Below are 15,337 nucleotides of genomic sequence, written 5' to 3'. Positions count from 1 at the left end.
GCCATGCGGTTCTATATCTGCGCGGATATCGAAGGGGTGGCCGGCGTGGTCGATATCGACCAGCTCCAGCCATCCGGATCGGGACATGACGAAGCGCGGCGCCTGATGACCGGCGAAGTGCTGGCCGCGATCGAGGGCGTACGGGCGGCCGGGGGCGGTGAGATCGTGGTCGCCGACAGTCACGGCAATGGCCGCAATCTGCTGATCCCGGATTTTCCCGACGCGGTCGAACTGGTCCAGGGCTGGCCGCGCCCGCTGGTGATGATGCAGGGCATCGAACAGGGCCGGTTCGATGGCATGCTTTTCATTGGGCATCATGCCGGCGCCGGATCGACGGACGGCGTGCTGGCCCACACGATGAGCGGGCGTCTGATCGCGGATGTGAAGGTGAATGGCGAGAGCTGGTCTGAAACTGACCTCAATGCCGCCATCGCCGCGCAGTTCGGCTTGCCTGTCCTGCTGGCCACCGGCGACGATGCCTATACGGGCCATGTACAGCGTATCCTGCCGGGCACCGCCACGGTGACCACGAAGGCGGCCTTCGGTGCGAGTTCCGCCCGGTCGCTGACCCCGGCGGCCAGCCGGGCGAAAATCCGGTCCGCCGCCGAAGAGGCCGTGCGGGCCCTGCCGTCGGCGGAGGTTTCGGCCCTGCCGCAGGCGCCGCTGGAGGTGGAGCTGACGTTGAAACGACGCCAGGCGACAGAGCTGCTGGCCTATCTGCCGATCGTCGAGCGGACGGCGGCGCATACCGTGCGTTTCCGGGTGGGCGACGTGCTGGAGCTGAATGCGATGCTGTATTTTGTCACCGCCTACGATCCCAAGGGCGCGCTGTTCTGACCGGCCGGTGCGACGGCGGCGCATGTGCCGTTTGTCATGATGTGCCGAAAGCGGTTATGAAGCGGACCTCATATCTGTCCGGATGCCTGTTCCGGCCAAGACAACCGCGCCGCGCGGCATGACGAACAGGCGGGCGAACAAGCGGGAAGTGATGGAAGCCACAGTCGAAAGCTACAAGGCGCAGCTCGCGCGGCGCCTGAAGAACGAGCCGCCCAAGCGCAAGGGCGAGCGCACCCGCGAACGTTTCAAGCTCGCCACGGCGCGCGTGCTGGAGCGGACCGGCTATCATGCGATGCGGGTCAGCGACATTACCAAGGCGGCCAAGTCGTCCGACGGTTCCTTCTACATGTACTTCAAGGACAAGAAGGATGTGGCGCTGACCGTGCTGCGCGAATTCCTCGAAGGTATGCAACTCGTCGGCACCAATCAGGCCGGTCGCGGTCACGGGCCCTTCGACTCGATCCACTATGCCAATGCCAGCTGGATTCAGACCGTGCGAGCTAATGCCGGCCTGATGCGCAGCGTCTTCCAGATGAGCGACGAGGACGGCGATTTCAGCCGTCTGGTTCATTCCACCAATCGAGCCTGGTACGAGCGCGTCGCGCGCAGCGTGGTGAAGAATCATCCCGACGGTTCGGTCGATCCAAGCGCAGCGCTGTTCGCGGTCTGGGCCCTGGGCTCGATGATGGACGAGATCATGCGCCGGGTCGTGGTCTATCCGGACACGGATTTCGTCGATTTTCTGGAAAAGGCGGCGCCCGAGGCCGACGATCTGGCGAAGGCGCTCTCGGTCATCTGGTTCAGGGTCCTCTACCCTGGCCTCGACCTGCCGAGCGGCTTGGAAGGTCTGGCCAAGTCCTTGACTGCGCTCGAGTTCAAGCCGCGAGAGACGACACGCGGCCAAGCGTAAACTCTTCCCTGATATGTGTCTTTCTGCCCTGCGCATCGTTGCGCCGGGGCCGCGTTTTCATGCCCCAAATTGCGGCTTGGAAATCCCCCATTGACAGCAGGGAAAACTGCTCCCCAAAATACGAAACTGAGGACAGTTTCATAAAATGCTTGGAGGAGGGCAGGGGATGAATTGTCGTAAAACGGGACTCGCGGGTGCGAGCGTTCTGGCCCTGACTGCGGCGGCGGGGGCCGTCTCGGCGCAGGACACCGATGTCGCGGCCGACACGCAGGTGCGCGGCGGCATCGAGACGATCGTCGTCACCGCCCGAAAGCGCGAGGAGTCGATCCAGGAGACGCCGATCTCGGTGACGGCCTTCACCGAGGGTATGATCGAGCGGGCCGGCATCACCGACATTGCCGACGTCGCGATCCGCACGCCCGGCCTGGCCTACGGCAATTACGGCGACGAGAAACTCTCGCCGACCTCCCTGCGCGGCGTGATCGGCGGGTCCGGCTCGGCCGGCGCCGATGGCGCGGTGGGCTTTTATCTCGACGAGGTATTTCTGGGCCAGGGCGTCGGCGCCACGATCGACCTGTTCGACATGGAGCGGATCGAGGTTCTGCGCGGCCCGCAGGGCACGCTGTTCGGCCGCAACACGATCGGCGGGCTGATCCACTACACCACGGCGCGTCCGACCGACGAGTTCGAGGCCTATCTGGAAGCGGAGATCGGCGACTACGATCACCGCCGCATCGGCGCCGGGATCAGCGGTCCGCTGATCGGCGACCGTGTGTCCGGCCGGCTCGCCTTCGTGCGCAACCAGCGCGGCGGCACGTCCTACAATGTCGTGCTCGACGAGGAGGTGAACACCGAGGATTCCTGGTCCGCCCGCGGCCAACTCCTGTTCGATATCGGCGACCGGACCGAGTGGCGGCTGAGCGCCGACTATCGCGAGGTGGACCAGGACTCGCTGGTCTTCGAGACGCTGAACTACAACGACGCCACCACCTTCGCGACGGTGCTGGATCTGTACGGTCTGCCGCGTAACGCCGACCCGTTCGACCGCAATGTCTATGCCGACGACATCACCTATGAGCGGTCCGAAGCTTGGGGCGTGGCCTCCCATTTCACGACCATGATCGGCGATGTGGAGCTGGTGAACATCACCGCCTACCGCACGCACGACTATGCCAACCGCACCGACACCGACCGGTCGGCGCTGGAATGGGCCTATGACGGCGACCCCGAGGAAGTCTCGCGCTTTTCCAACGAGCTGCGCCTGTCCTGGTCGAGCGGTGATTTCGACTGGGTCGGCGGCCTCTACTACTACCAGCAGGAAACCAACAATCTCAGCTTCATCGAGCTGGGCGGCGACCTGATGACGCTGCTCGGCGCGCCGTCGCTGGCCGGTATCCGGGCCGGCTCGGATGCGGCGATGGATACGACCAGTATCGCCGTCTTCGGTGCGGGCACGTGGAATGTATCCGACCGGCTCGATTTCACCCTGGGCGGCCGCTACACGACCGAGGAAAAGTCGATCGACTATTCCCAGTCCGATCCGGTCGGCCTGCTGGGTGGCGACTTTGCCGTCTCCGCCGAGGACGACTGGGCCGAATTCACGCCCAGTGCCAATGTGCGTTTCCGCTTCACGTCCGATGTCATGGGCTATGCAACCGTCAGCCGCGGCTTCAAGAGCGGCGGTTTCAACGATGCACTGGGCGATGCCAACGGCATTTCCTTCGATCCGGAAACTCTGTGGAACTACGAGGCCGGCCTGAAGACGACGTTGTTCAACGGACTGATGCAGGCCAATGTCACGGCCTTCTATATGGACTGGAGTGATATCCAGGTCGCAGGCGACAATCCAGCGACGCCCGTTTACGATCCGATCATCGTCAATGCCGGCGCGGCGCACAGCCAGGGGCTGGAACTGGAAATCCTTGCCCAGCCGACCGACAATCTGACGCTCGGCTTCAACGCAGCGCTGCTGGAGGCCGAGTTCGACGAGGGTACGCTGCCCAACGGTGCACCGCTTGCCGACATCCCGAGGGCGCCGGACTATACGGCCAATCTGAATGCTGAATACCGGGCGCCCATGACGCCGGGCACCGACTGGTTTGTGGGTGGCGAGGTGCTGATGCGCGGCGAAAGCTATCTCACCGTCGACAACCAGGAGGACGGCCATGTCAACGCCTACGCCCTGGTGAACCTCAATATCGGACTGGAATCGTCGGATGGACGCTGGCGGATCAATCTGTGGGGCCGCAATATCTTCGACGAGACGGTGAAGGAGCGCCTGTTCGATCTGTCCAACCAGGACGTGGTCGGCCAGAAATTCATCGTGCTCAACGACCCGGCCACCATCGGCGTCAGCCTGAACCTGCGCTACTAGGAGAGATCCCATGCCGAGCCATCTCCGCACCCGCCGCACATCCGGCCTTCTCGCCGGGACCGCTCTTGCCTTGCTGCTCGCGGCCTGTTCCCCGGGCACGGGGCTGACGGGTGAGGGAGCTCACGAGGATACGCAACCGGCTGCTGAGGCCGGGGTCCGGCACTCCGACCGGTCCTACTATGTCGAGATGGCGGACGGTGTCCGCGTGGCGATGAGCCTCTATTATCCCGGCGGAGCCGAGCCCGAGACGCCGCGTCCGACAATCCTAGTGCAGACCCGTTACGGGCGCGAGGGCATGATCCGCAGCTTCGAGCGCTTCGTGGAGGCTGGCTACGTGCTGGCGTCGGTCGATACGCGCGGGTCGACCTCGTCCTTCGGTCCCCGGCGGGTGGATATCGGGCCGGCGGAAATCGCGGACATGGACGTGTTGATCGGCCATATCGCCGCCCAGCCCTGGTCGGACGGGAATGTCTTTGCGCAGGGCACGTCCTACATGGCGGACACGGCCGATATCGCCACCAGCCGGCCGGCGCCGGCGCTGAAAGGGGCGATCATCCGCGAGGTGGATTTCGACGTTTTCCTGCAGCTCTTCTTCCCAGGCGGGGTGGCGAACGAATGGTTCCTGCAGAATTGGGGCGGGGCGACTAAGATGGCCGATGAGGGCCGCTCGCCGCGGCCGGGCGAGGACTATGACTGCTTGGCCCGGGCCGAGGACTGCGCGCCGCTCTGGCCGATCCTGGCGCCGGTGGACGGGGATGACGACTATGCCCTGCTGCGCGAGGCGCTGGCCGGGCGCCAGCGCTGGGCGCCGGACGATTATGCGCAGATGGAATTCCACGACGATGCCGGGCTGAACGGCTATGTCTTCTTCCAGTCGGCGCCGGCCGCTCATCTGGACGGCATCCGCCGCGAGGCGACGCCGGCCCAGGTCTGGGGCAGCTGGGTCGATGGCGGCACCGCCGAGGCGGCCCTGGCGCGCTGGCGCTCGGCACCGGATGTGCCGATGGAAATCTGGCTCACCGGCAATGACCATTCCAACCGCGTGCTGGCCGATCCCTTCCTGCCGGACGTCGAGACGCCCCGTCCCGGCCCGGACAACCAGTTCGCCGTGATGGACGGTTTCTACAGCCGCATCATGGACAGCGGATACGACGACCGCATCATCCACTACTATGTGATGGGTGCGGGCGAATATCGCGAGACGGCGGACTGGCCGCCGGAGGGCGTCGCCGAGACGGACTTCTTCCTCGCTGCCGGCAACACGCTCAGCACCGCCCGGCCGGACGAGACCGGCGTCGATGTCTACCATGTCGACTTCACCGCGCAGACGGGCGACCGCACCCGCTGGTCCACCCAGTTCGGCACCGCGCCGGCCTATTCCGACCGGCGTGGAGAGGACGGCAAGCTGATCGTCTTCGATACCGCGGCCTTCGAGGCGGACATGGAGGTCGCCGGCACGCCGGTGATCGAACTGTACGTCGCCACCGCGACCGACGACCCCGTCTTCCACGTCTATCTCGAAGATGTCGCGCCGGACGGCCGCGTGACCTATCTCACCGAGGGCCAGTTCCGCGCCATCCAGCGGGCACCGGCGGATCCGCAGACCCTGCCCTACGACATGGGGCCAGCCCCGCACTCCTATCGCCGCGAGGACGCCCTGCCGGTGGTCCCGGGCGAGCAGATGACGGTGGAGTTCGCGCTCTTCCCGGTCGCGGCCCGGATCGAGGCCGGTCACCGGCTGCGCGTGGCGATCGCCGGGACCGACGCCTCCTATTTCCGGCGCTATTCCAACGGCGAGGACGAGGTGTTCGAGATCGCGCGCGGGGGCGAGGCCGCCAGCCGCGTCTCCGTACCGATGCGGCCTTGGTCGGACGAGTAGGTTCAGGCTCTCTTGATATCCGGGAATTGGCCGGACGCGATCAGGGCATCGATCGCGTCCGTGAGCTGGCGGGTTTCCGCCTGAAGCGCGCATTCGACCGGATCGCGCAGGGAGGCGATGCGGGCCGTCTTGTAGCGGGCCAGCGTGTCGCCCGGCAGGGCCAGGAGTCCGTGCAGGCAGGCCGAGACGCGGTCGTCGAAATCGGCGGCGGGAACGAGGTCGGTGGCCAGTCCAGCGCGGACGAGCTCGGGCCCTTTCAGCGGTCGGCCCAGCATCAGGATCTCGTTCGCCCGGTGCGGCGAACAGAAGCGTTCCAGCAGGACCGTTGCGCCGCCGCTGGGAAAGAGGCCGTGCAGGCCTTCGGGAAAGCGGATGCCGGCCGTTTCGCTCCAGATCGCCATGTCGGCATTGAGCGGCCAGGAGGCGCCGCCGCCGATTGCCCAGCCGCGCACGGCGCAGACCACGGTTTTCGGGCCGAACATGATCAGTCGGGTGATAGTCTGCAACCGATCGATTGCAACTTCCAGCCCTTCCCGCCGGGGTGGGTTGGACGCCAGTTCGACCAGGTCGTCGCCGGAACAAAAGGCGGTGCCCGATCCGGCGAGCAGGATGATGTCTGTCTCCGCGTCGTCGTGAGCTTGCTGCAGCGCCGCGTTGAGCCCGTCCAGCATGGCTCCGTTGATGGCGTTGAGACGGGCCGGTCGGTTCAGCGTGATCCGCGCGACGCGGCCACCGGTCTCGTAGAGAACCGGGCTCATACCGTCGCTCCTTCGGCCGCCGGCCGGTAGTCGTCGGCGGCCCGCTTCTTCAGTGCAACCTTGTCGACCTTGCCGATCGGCAGCAGCGGCAGTTCGTCGAGAACCACGAAGCGCTTGGGCTGTTTGTAATTGGCCAAGCGGCCGCGGCAGAAGGCCTTGAGGTCGTCCAGGTCGAGATCGCCCCCGGGCAGGATGTAGGCGACACCCACTTCCTGCCAGACCGGGTCGGCGGTGCTGACGACGGCGGCCATGTCGACGGCCGGATGGCTTTCCAGGACGGTCTCTACCTCGCGCGGATAGACGTTGTAGCCGCCCGACTTGTACATCTCCTTCACCCGCCCGACGATGGAGTAGCTGCCGTCCGGATTGCGCCGGCCGATATCGCCGGTCGCCAGCCAGCCGCCCGGCAACAGCGTCTCCGCCGTGGCCTCGGGCCGGTTCCAGTAGCCCAGCATGTTGTAGACCGAGTGGGCCAGTATCTCGCCCGATTGGCCGTCGGCAACGGTGTTGCCGTCCGGATCGACCAGGCGCACTTCGGTGCCGGGGAAGGGATAGCCCACGGTCGCGGACAACAGATCGATATCGCGGCTCGGCGGCACGATCGTGATGGCGCTGCCGGATTCGGTGAGTCCGTAATTCGTGGCCAGCGGGACATTGTAGGTCAGCAGGCGCTCGATCAGCTCGCGTGGCATCACCGCCCCGCCCCACATGATCATCTGCACGGCGGATAGGTCGAACCTGTCGAAATCGGGATCGGCGAACTGCAGCTGGAAGGTGCTGGGCACCGAGCCCCAGAAGGACACTTTCTCGTCCTGCATCAGCTCCAGCGAGCGGCGCGGCGAGAAATGCTCGAGAAACACGATCGTGCCGCCCGCGGTGAGAGTGGGGGTCGAGACGTCGACTACGCAGCCGATATGATTGATCGGGAAATAGTTGAGTGCGCGCATGGGCCGGATCGGCCAGATGCCGTGCTGCTCGACGCTGAAGCCGACAATCCCCTCATGATGCAGCAGGGCGCCCTTGGGCTTTCCGGTCGAGCCGGACGTGTAGACGATCATGCAGGCGTCGCGGCCGCCGCTTGCGTTCCTTTGCGCGGCAAGGGAGTCACTGGAAATCAACGTGCCCGCCTCCAGAAAGTTCGCGAATGCGACTGCACCGTCCGGTATGTGATCGCTGTCGCGCTCGAAGATGACCAGCTGCCGTATCGACGGCGTGCGCGCCTTCAGCTCCAGCAGGTCACCGGCATAGTCGCGTCCGTCCATCTGCGAGCGGGCCAGCAGGATGACCGGCGCGCTGTCGCTGGCGACATAGGCGAGTTCTTCCAGCTGGTAGCGCGGATTCATGCCCACCCAGATCGCGCCGATTGACGCCGTGGCCAGGAAGGCCAGGAAGTAGTCGGGACTGGGCGTGGACAGCGTCGCCACCCGGTCGCCTCTCTTTACGCCGGCCGCGATCAGCGCCCTGGCGAGGGCATCGATCCGGTCGTTGAAGACGCGGTAGCTGGTACGCTCATCGTCAAGCACCATCGCCTCGGCGTCGGGCGTGCGTTCGGCGTAATGGGCCACATAATCGCTGATGCGAGGAAAGGTCGGCGGAAGCGTATGCGGCAGATGGGACGGTGCTGTCATGACGTGGATTCCGGATGGCGTGACCGAGGACTTAGGCGGAAGCTGCGGCTTCTGGCGGCATCCAGATGGACAGCCATTCGGCGACCAGTGCGGGGCGCTCGCTCCCCTCAATCTCGATCTCGCAGCCGAATTTCACGATGTCACGCTCCTTCGCGTCGGTCCGCGTCTCCAGCACCTTGAAACGGCCGCGCACGCGGCTGCCCACCTTCACCGGCGAGAGCAGGCGCATGTAGTCCATGCCGTAGTTGAGGAAGTGGCCGTTCTCGCCCGTTGCGCGCTGGGGATCGCTGCCCATCGCGTCGTGCAGCATGTGGGTGAGCAGGGAGACGGTCAGGAAGCCGAAGGCGATGGTGCCGCCATAGGGGCCGTTGGCCACGGCCCAGTCCGGATCGATGTGCATCGGGTCGGGGTCGAGCGTGACCCGTCCGAAGTCGGAGATCATGGTCTGGTCGACCGGTATCCAGGACGATACTCCGACCTCGTCGCCCGCGGCGAAGTTGGAGAAGGTGCTGATTTCGCGTGCGGCTTCGCTCATGCTCACATCCTGTCCGGAAGCTTCGTGTTGACTAAATATGAGGTTGGCGTCATTTTCAGTTTTAGTCAATGGACAGGGGCGGCGGATGTCCGGTCTGGACGTATTCAAGGTTCTCTCCCACCTTGAGCGGCCGCCGGTCGTCCGGGGCCATTCCGGGAGGACGCAGTGCAGAGAACGCCCCGACGTATAGTTCTGGCCTTCAGCATTGGCTCTATCGGCACCGGTATCTATCTCACGGTGCCCGGCGTCCTCCTGCTTTACTATCTTACCGAAATTCTCTCGGTCTCGCCGGCCCTGGCCGGTTTGGCGGTCTTTCTACCCCGGGTCTGGGACATGATAACCGATCCCTTCATGGGGTGGGTATCCGACCGGACCCGCTCCCCGCTGGGGCGCCGGCGCCCCTATCTGCTGGCCGGCGCTATCCTGACCGCGCTCAGCTTCGTCTTCCTGTTCAGCGCACCGGACCTGCCGGGCGAGCGCTGGAACTTCCTCTACGTCACCGTGGTCTACGTGCTCAGCGCCTCGGCCTACACCGTCTTCGCCGTCCCCTATCTGTCCATGCCCGCCGAGATGAGCGCGAATCCCGACGAGCGGGCCTCGATCATGGCCTACCGGATGAGTTTCGCGATGGCCGGCGTGCTGGCCGGATCGGCCGCAGCGCCGGCACTGCTGGAGGCCTTCGGCGGTGGACGGGGCGGTTTCGCCGCCATGTCCTGGGTGCTCGGCGGCGCATGCGCCGCGACCATGCTGGTCGCCTTCTTCGGCACCGCCCGGGCCCCGGTGATGCCCGCGCCCAAGACCGCCGGCAAGGCCCATTTCCTCGACGCGTTGCGCGACGGGCGCTTCCGCATGCTGGCGCTGGCCTACATCATCCAGCTCGGCGGTCTCGGCGTGTTCACCGGTTCGACGCCCTACTATGTCACCCAGATCGCAGGCCGCAGCGAAGGGGCGATTTCTACCGTCTTTCTCGCCCTGCTGGGCGGCACCATCCTGTCCATGTTCGCCTGGGCGGCGATCTCGCGCCTGACCGGAAAAGTGCCGGCCTATCTGGCCGCGGCGCTGATCACGGTCGTCGGCCTGGCCGGGCTGTGGCTGGCGGCGGGCCCCGAAGACTGGACGCTGGTCATCGCCATGACCGGCGTGGTCGGCATGGGCTTCGGGGGGCTCCAGCTCCTGCCCTTCGCCATGCTCACCGACATCATCCATGACGCTCGCGAGGACGGCCGCGATGCCGCCGGAACCTTTACCGGTGTGTGGACGGCCGTCGAGAAGGGCGGGCTTGCCCTCGGCCCGCTCGTGGTCGGACTGGTCCTGAGCACCGGTGGCTTCGTCTCCGGTGCCGAGGCACAGTCCGACCGCGCCCTGTTTTGGATCCGTGTCGCGGTGGCGTTGATCCCGTCCGCGCTGGCCCTGCTCAGCGTGCCGGCCGTGCTGCAGTACCGGGCGGGCACGCCGCGGCCCGCCGCCGACCCGGTTTCATGACCCTGATCGCCGACTTCACCGGCCAGACGGCGCTCGTCACTGGCGGTGCCAGCGGTATAGGTCGTGCCGTCGCGCGCGACTTCGCCCGCGCTGGGGCGCGGCTGATCGTGGCCGACCGTGACGCGATCCGTCTGTGCGAGACTGTCGCCGAACTTGCCGCCCTGACGCCGACCCCGGTGGACGGGGTCGAGCTCGACGTCACCGATAGTGCCCGTTGTGACGCGGTGGTGGCGCAATGCCTGGCGGCCGGAGGTGGCCGTCTGGACGTCCTCGTTCACAGCGCGGGGATCGGTATCGAACGGCCGTTTCTGGATACCACAGACGCGGAATGGTCGCGTATTATCGACACCGATCTCACGGGGACGTTCGCCATCAACCGGGCCGCAGGGCGGGTCATGGCCGAGGCTGGGTACGGTCGCATCGTCAATTTGGCATCCACCGCAGGCGTCGCCGGCGGCACCGGCCGGGCCGCCTATGGTGCGGCCAAGGGCGGAGTGATCATGCTCAGCCGCGTTCTGGCCGTCGAGCTGGCCGCAGCCGGCGTCACGGTGAATGCACTGGCGCCGGGCGCGATCGAGACCGAACTGGTGGCCCGCATGCACAGCGACACCACCCGCAAGGTCTATCGCCGGGCCATTCCGGCCGATCGCTACGGCACGCCGGAGGAAGTCTCCGCGGCCGCCCTGTTTCTCGCCAGTCGCGAAGCCGGTTACATCAATGGCCATGTATTGGCCGTCGATGGGGGATTCTTGGCCGCCGGCGTGATGCACAAGGACTGATCCTGTAACAATCGGAGGCCCGATGACCGGTCTGCTCGTCGCCAATCGTGGTGAAATCGCCATCCGGATCGCCCGCGCCGCGCGCGAAGTCGGGCTCCGCATCGTCATGGTCCATTCGTCCGACGAGGACGCGGCCCGTCATCTTGATTTCGGCGATGTCCGTCATGCCCTGCCGGGGCGGGGTGCGGCGGCCTATCTCGATATAGAGGCCCTGGTGGCCGCAGCAAGCGAACACGGCTGCGATGCGGTCCATCCGGGCTATGGATTTCTCAGCGAAAGCGCGGCGTTTTCCGAGGCCTGCGCGCAGGCGGGGCTGATCTTTGTCGGGCCAGGGCCGGCCACGCTCGCCCTGCTGGGCGACAAGGCCCGCGCCCGCGATCTGGCTCGCGATCACGGTGTGCCGGTCCCTGAAGGTCTGGGCGGTCCGGTGGATGCCGCCACGGTCCGCGAATTCCTTCGCTCACTGGGCCAGGACGGTGCGGTCATGCTCAAGGCGATCGCCGGCGGCGGTGGGCGTGGCACCCGCCCGGTGCGCGATGCCGCCGGGATCGAGGCCGCGTTCAAGGCGTGCCAGGCCGAGGCCCAGGCCTCCTTCGGCAATCCCGACCTCTATGTCGAGGAACTGGTCGAACACGCACGCCATATCGAGATCCAGATCCTGGCCGACCGCACCGGCGCCTGTATCCATGCCCATGAGCGCGAGTGTACGCTGCAGCGCAACCGGCAGAAACTGGTCGAGATTGCCCCGAGCCCGACAATCGATCCGGACCAGCGCCAGGCCATGACCGCCGCCGCGCTGCGCCTGGCCGAAGCGTCGGGCGTGCTCGGGCTGGCAACCTTCGAATTCCTTGTGCGGCCGGACGGGCGGTTTGCCTTCATCGAGGCCAATCCGCGCCTGCAGGTCGAGCATACCGTGACCGAGGCGGTGACCGGGCTGGACCTCGTCCAGACACAGCTGCGTCTGGCTCAAGGCGCGACGCTGGCGGAGTTGGGGCTGGCGGATGGCGCGCTGCCGCTGCGCGGCATCGCCCTGCAGGCCCGGATCAATGCGGAAATCGTATCGGACGACGGGGCGGTGCGGCCGGCGGCCGGCCAGATTACCCGGTTCGAACCACCAACCGGCCCGGGGCTGCGGATCGATACGGCCGGTCATGCGGGATACCGGCCGAACCCTGCCTTCGATACCTTACTCGCCAAGCTGATCGTCCACAGCGAGCGCGGCGGCTTTTCGGCCCTGGTGGCGCGGGCGAAGAGCGCGCTTCACGAATTCCGGATCGAGGGCTGTCAGACCAATCGGAGCCTGCTGGCGGCCCTGCTCGACCGGCCGGAAGTGCTCGACGGCACGGCCGACACCGCCTTCGCCGACCGGGTGATGAGCGAGCTGGTCGTCTCGGCTACGGCTCTGGAGGCGGATGCGGACCAGACGGCCGCCGCGGACCTTTCACCCCCGTCGGCCGAAGCACCGTTGCCCGCGGGGCAGCAGGCCGTCAGGGCGCCGACCTCCGGCGTGGTGGTCTCCGTCGAGGTGGCGGCGGGCGACACGATGCGGGCAGGGCAGCCCGTGCTCATCATCGAAGCCATGAAGATGGAGCACGAGGTGGCCGCCCCCGCCGACGGCGTCGTCGCGAACTGGCGCGTCGGTCCCGGCGATCCGGTCACGGAAGACCAGTGCCTGGGCACGTTCGAACCGGTCGAGGGGCTGGAGGATGCGGCCGTGGACGCCGCCATCCTCGATCCCGATCACATCCGCCCCGATCTGGAAGAGATGCTCGCGCGCCGGGCCGAGCTGGAGGATGCCAGCCGGCCGGATGCCGTGGCGCGGCGACGCAGCCGCAACCAGCGCACCGCGCGCGAGAATGTCGAGGATCTGTGCGACCCGGGCAGTTTCATGGAGTATGGCGCCTTCAACCTCGCTGCCCAGCGCAGCCGCCGCACGCCGGAGGAACTGCGCGAGAAGAGTCCGGCCGACGGCATGATTGCCGGCTTCGGTTCCATCAATGGCGACACGTTCGGCGAGGATGCGTCGCGCTGCGGCGTCTTCGCCTACGACTTCACCGTCTTTGCCGGCACGCAGGGCGCCTATAATCACAAGAAGAAGGACCGGATGATCGACCTGGTCGCACGCGCCGGCGTGCCGCTGGTCGTGTTCGCCGAGGGCGGCGGCGGCCGGCCCGGCGAGACCGATACACGCCTGGGCCTGGACATCCCCACCTTCGCCCGGTTTGCCAAACTCTCTGGCAAGGTCCCGCTGGTGGGGATCGTGTCGGGCTATTGTTTTGCCGGCAATGCAGCCCTGCTGGGCTGTGCCGACGTCATCATCGCGACCGAGAATGCCAGTATCGGCATGGGCGGGCCGGCGATGATCGAGGGCGGCGGGCTCGGCGTGTTCAAGCCCGGCGAGGTCGGCCCCGTCGATATGCAGCGACGCAATGGCGTGATCGATATCGTCGTGGCCGACGAGGCCGAAGCTGTGGTCGCCGCGAAGCGCTACCTGTCCTATTTCCAGGGGCGAGTTACCGATTTCGAGGCCCACGATCCGCGGCGGTTGCGCAGCCTGATCCCAGAAAACCGGATGCGCGTCTATGATATCCGTGAGGTGATCGACCAGCTGGCCGATGTGGACAGCGTGCTTGAGCTGAAACCGGATTTCGGCCGGGCCGCGATCACTGCACTGGTGCGCGTCGGCGGGCGTCCGATGGGGCTGATCGCCAATGATCCGCAGGTGATTTCCGGGGCCATTGACGCCGATGCGGCTTCCAAGATGACGGACTTCCTCACCCTGTGCGACTCCCACGGCCTGCCGGTCTTGTCGTTGTGCGACACGCCGGGTTTCATGGTGGGGCCTGATGTCGAGGCGAAGGGCCAGGTGCGCAAGGCGTGCCGGCTGTTCATCGCCGGTGCCCAGCTCTCCGTTCCGTTGTTCAGCGTGGTCGTGCGTAAGGCCTACGGGCTCGGCGCCCAGGCCATGGTCGGAGGCTGTTTCCACTCGCCCTTTTTCGCGGTGGCCTGGCCGACCGGCGAGTTCGGGGCTATGGGGCTTGAAGGCGCCGTCCGTCTCGGCTTCCGCCGCGAGCTGGAAGCCATCGAGGACGAGGCCGAACGCGCCGCCTATTTCAATGTCAAGCTCCAGGGCCTCTACGACGAGGGCAAGGCGCTCACCGTCGCAGAATTTATGGAAATCGACGACGTTATTGACCCAGCCTCTACGAGGGAATGGATCCTGCGCGGATTGGATACGGTCGCAGCACGGTTGCTAACCACCTAAAAACGCGGACATACACCAATTCCGAGACCTGTCCGCATTGGTCTGACAGCCCCGTCACCCAGACCCCGGTTTCCGGTCTGGGGGCAGTGTCAGAGGAACTTTGGCTTGAGCGTGGAGCGCCGGTTTCATAGCCTCGTCTGATGCGTAACCCCTTCAGGTATTTCAAGACTTCTCCCGAGATCATCCGCCTGGCCGTGATGATGTATGTCCGGTTCCCGCTGTCGCTTCGGAACGTCGAGGATCTGCTCCACGAGCGCGGCATCGATATCACGCACGAGACGGCGCGCTTCTGGTGGAACCGGTTCGGGCGGATGTTCGCAGCCGAGATTCGCAAGCGCCGCGTGGAGAACAGGCACTACTCGAATTGCGCCTGGCACCTCGACGAGGTTTTCGTCCGGATCAACGGTGAAACTCACTATCTATGGCGCGCCGTTGATCACGAAGGAGAGGTGCTTGAAGCGTATGTCACCAAGACCCGGAATCGCGAGTCAGCGTGGAAGTTTCTGCGCAAGGCGATGAAACGGTATGGCCGTCCGGAAGTGGTCGTGACTGACAAGTTGTGCAGCTACAAATCTGCGCTTCGGAAGCTCGGAAATGCGAACCGCCAAGAGACGGGGAGGTGGCTGAATAACCGAGCTGAAAATTCCCACCAGCCCTTACGTCGGCGCGAGAAAATCATGGCGCGATTTCGGCGATCACGAAGTCTACAAAAGTTCGCTGCTGTCCAATCGTCGATCTACAATCACTTCAACCTCGAACGCCACCTCTACTCACGATCCGACTTCAAGGAAAACCGCGCCACCGCCCTCGACGAATGGCGTCAACTGGCGGCCTGAATCAGCCTCGACCCTGGCCTTTGGAGACCACTCCGGCTTTGTCTGACAGCACCG

General features: G+C 65.8%; 11 protein-coding genes. 8 read left to right on the top strand and 3 right to left on the bottom strand.

From position 1 onward, the window contains the following. Positions 1-3 precede the first annotated feature (3 nt). From PKE71_RS14175 to PKE71_RS14160, 4 genes are all read left to right on the top strand, one after another. Positions 4-837, top strand: coding sequence for a M55 family metallopeptidase (locus tag PKE71_RS14175; protein ID WP_271187647.1), 834 nt, complete (start codon positions 4-6; stop codon positions 835-837). Positions 838-988: 151 nt separating this feature from the next. Then, complete coding sequence (locus PKE71_RS14170) at positions 989-1,747, top strand: TetR/AcrR family transcriptional regulator (protein WP_271187646.1); 759 nt, start codon at positions 989-991, stop codon at positions 1,745-1,747. Positions 1,748-1,913: 166 nt separating this feature from the next. Then, complete coding sequence (locus tag PKE71_RS14165; RefSeq protein WP_271187645.1) at positions 1,914-4,121, top strand: TonB-dependent receptor; 2,208 nt, start codon at positions 1,914-1,916, stop codon at positions 4,119-4,121. 10 nt (positions 4,122-4,131) lie between these two features. Then, entirely contained in the window at positions 4,132-6,000 is a 1,869-nt protein-coding gene (locus PKE71_RS14160) for a CocE/NonD family hydrolase (protein WP_271187644.1), read from the top strand. 2 nt (positions 6,001-6,002) lie between these two features. On the opposite strand, the gene PKE71_RS14155 is transcribed toward PKE71_RS14160, so the two are convergent. Genes PKE71_RS14155 through PKE71_RS14145 form a run of 3 tightly spaced genes read right to left on the bottom strand, consistent with a single transcriptional unit; the run spans position 6,003 to position 8,921 of the window. Beyond that, complete coding sequence (locus PKE71_RS14155) at positions 6,003-6,758, bottom strand: enoyl-CoA hydratase/isomerase family protein (protein WP_271187643.1); 756 nt, start codon at positions 6,756-6,758, stop codon at positions 6,003-6,005. After that, entirely contained in the window at positions 6,755-8,386 is a 1,632-nt protein-coding gene (locus PKE71_RS14150; RefSeq protein ID WP_271187642.1) for a class I adenylate-forming enzyme family protein, read from the bottom strand. The genes PKE71_RS14155 and PKE71_RS14150 overlap by 4 nt, the downstream gene beginning before the upstream one ends. Positions 8,387-8,417: 31 nt before the next feature. Continuing rightward, positions 8,418-8,921: a MaoC/PaaZ C-terminal domain-containing protein gene (locus PKE71_RS14145; protein WP_271187641.1), complete on the bottom strand. Its 504-nt coding sequence runs from the start codon at positions 8,919-8,921 to the stop codon at positions 8,418-8,420. Between the two features lie 165 nt (positions 8,922-9,086). Between PKE71_RS14145 and PKE71_RS14140 the strand changes: the two genes are divergently transcribed. The 4 genes from PKE71_RS14140 to PKE71_RS14125 all read left to right on the top strand — a co-directional run bounded on the left by PKE71_RS14140 (position 9,087) and on the right by PKE71_RS14125 (position 15,283). Continuing rightward, positions 9,087-10,403, top strand: a complete 1,317-nt coding sequence (locus PKE71_RS14140) for an MFS transporter (protein WP_271187640.1) — start codon at positions 9,087-9,089, stop codon at positions 10,401-10,403. Continuing rightward, on the top strand, positions 10,400-11,182 hold the full coding sequence (locus PKE71_RS14135; protein ID WP_271187639.1) for an SDR family NAD(P)-dependent oxidoreductase: 783 nt from the start codon (positions 10,400-10,402) through the stop codon (positions 11,180-11,182). Before PKE71_RS14140 ends, PKE71_RS14135 begins: the two co-directional genes overlap by 4 nt. Before the next feature lie 22 nt (positions 11,183-11,204). After that, positions 11,205-14,447: an acetyl-CoA carboxylase family protein gene (locus PKE71_RS14130; RefSeq protein WP_271187638.1), complete on the top strand. Its 3,243-nt coding sequence runs from the start codon at positions 11,205-11,207 to the stop codon at positions 14,445-14,447. A gap of 140 nt (positions 14,448-14,587) precedes the next feature. Continuing rightward, on the top strand, positions 14,588-15,283 hold the full coding sequence (locus tag PKE71_RS14125; RefSeq protein ID WP_271187637.1) for an IS6 family transposase: 696 nt from the start codon (positions 14,588-14,590) through the stop codon (positions 15,281-15,283). Positions 15,284-15,337: the final 54 nt, after the last annotated feature.

It is taken from the genome of Maricaulis virginensis, from assembly GCF_027922185.1.
Lineage (GTDB): Bacteria > Pseudomonadota > Alphaproteobacteria > Caulobacterales > Maricaulaceae > Maricaulis > Maricaulis virginensis.
The sequence above is the reverse complement of the archived record's forward strand: the minus strand, read 5'-3'. Positions and strand labels throughout refer to the sequence as shown.

What these genes read in the sequence shown, in the direction of transcription:
- PKE71_RS14175 (WP_271187647.1), top strand. Translation starts at nt 4, where the DNA reads ATGCGGTTCTATATCTGCGCGGATATCGAAGGGGTGGCCGGCGTGGTC.
- PKE71_RS14170 (WP_271187646.1), top strand. Translation starts at nt 989, where the DNA reads ATGGAAGCCACAGTCGAAAGCTACAAGGCGCAGCTCGCGCGGCGCCTG.
- PKE71_RS14165 (WP_271187645.1), top strand. Translation starts at nt 1,914, where the DNA reads ATGAATTGTCGTAAAACGGGACTCGCGGGTGCGAGCGTTCTGGCCCTG.
- PKE71_RS14160 (WP_271187644.1), top strand. Translation starts at nt 4,132, where the DNA reads ATGCCGAGCCATCTCCGCACCCGCCGCACATCCGGCCTTCTCGCCGGG.
- PKE71_RS14155 (WP_271187643.1), bottom strand. Translation starts at nt 6,758, where the DNA reads ATGAGCCCGGTTCTCTACGAGACCGGTGGCCGCGTCGCGCGGATCACG.
- PKE71_RS14150 (WP_271187642.1), bottom strand. Translation starts at nt 8,386, where the DNA reads ATGACAGCACCGTCCCATCTGCCGCATACGCTTCCGCCGACCTTTCCT.
- PKE71_RS14145 (WP_271187641.1), bottom strand. Translation starts at nt 8,921, where the DNA reads ATGAGCGAAGCCGCACGCGAAATCAGCACCTTCTCCAACTTCGCCGCG.
- PKE71_RS14135 (WP_271187639.1), top strand. Translation starts at nt 10,400, where the DNA reads ATGACCCTGATCGCCGACTTCACCGGCCAGACGGCGCTCGTCACTGGC.
- PKE71_RS14130 (WP_271187638.1), top strand. Translation starts at nt 11,205, where the DNA reads ATGACCGGTCTGCTCGTCGCCAATCGTGGTGAAATCGCCATCCGGATC.
- PKE71_RS14125 (WP_271187637.1), top strand. Translation starts at nt 14,588, where the DNA reads ATGCGTAACCCCTTCAGGTATTTCAAGACTTCTCCCGAGATCATCCGC.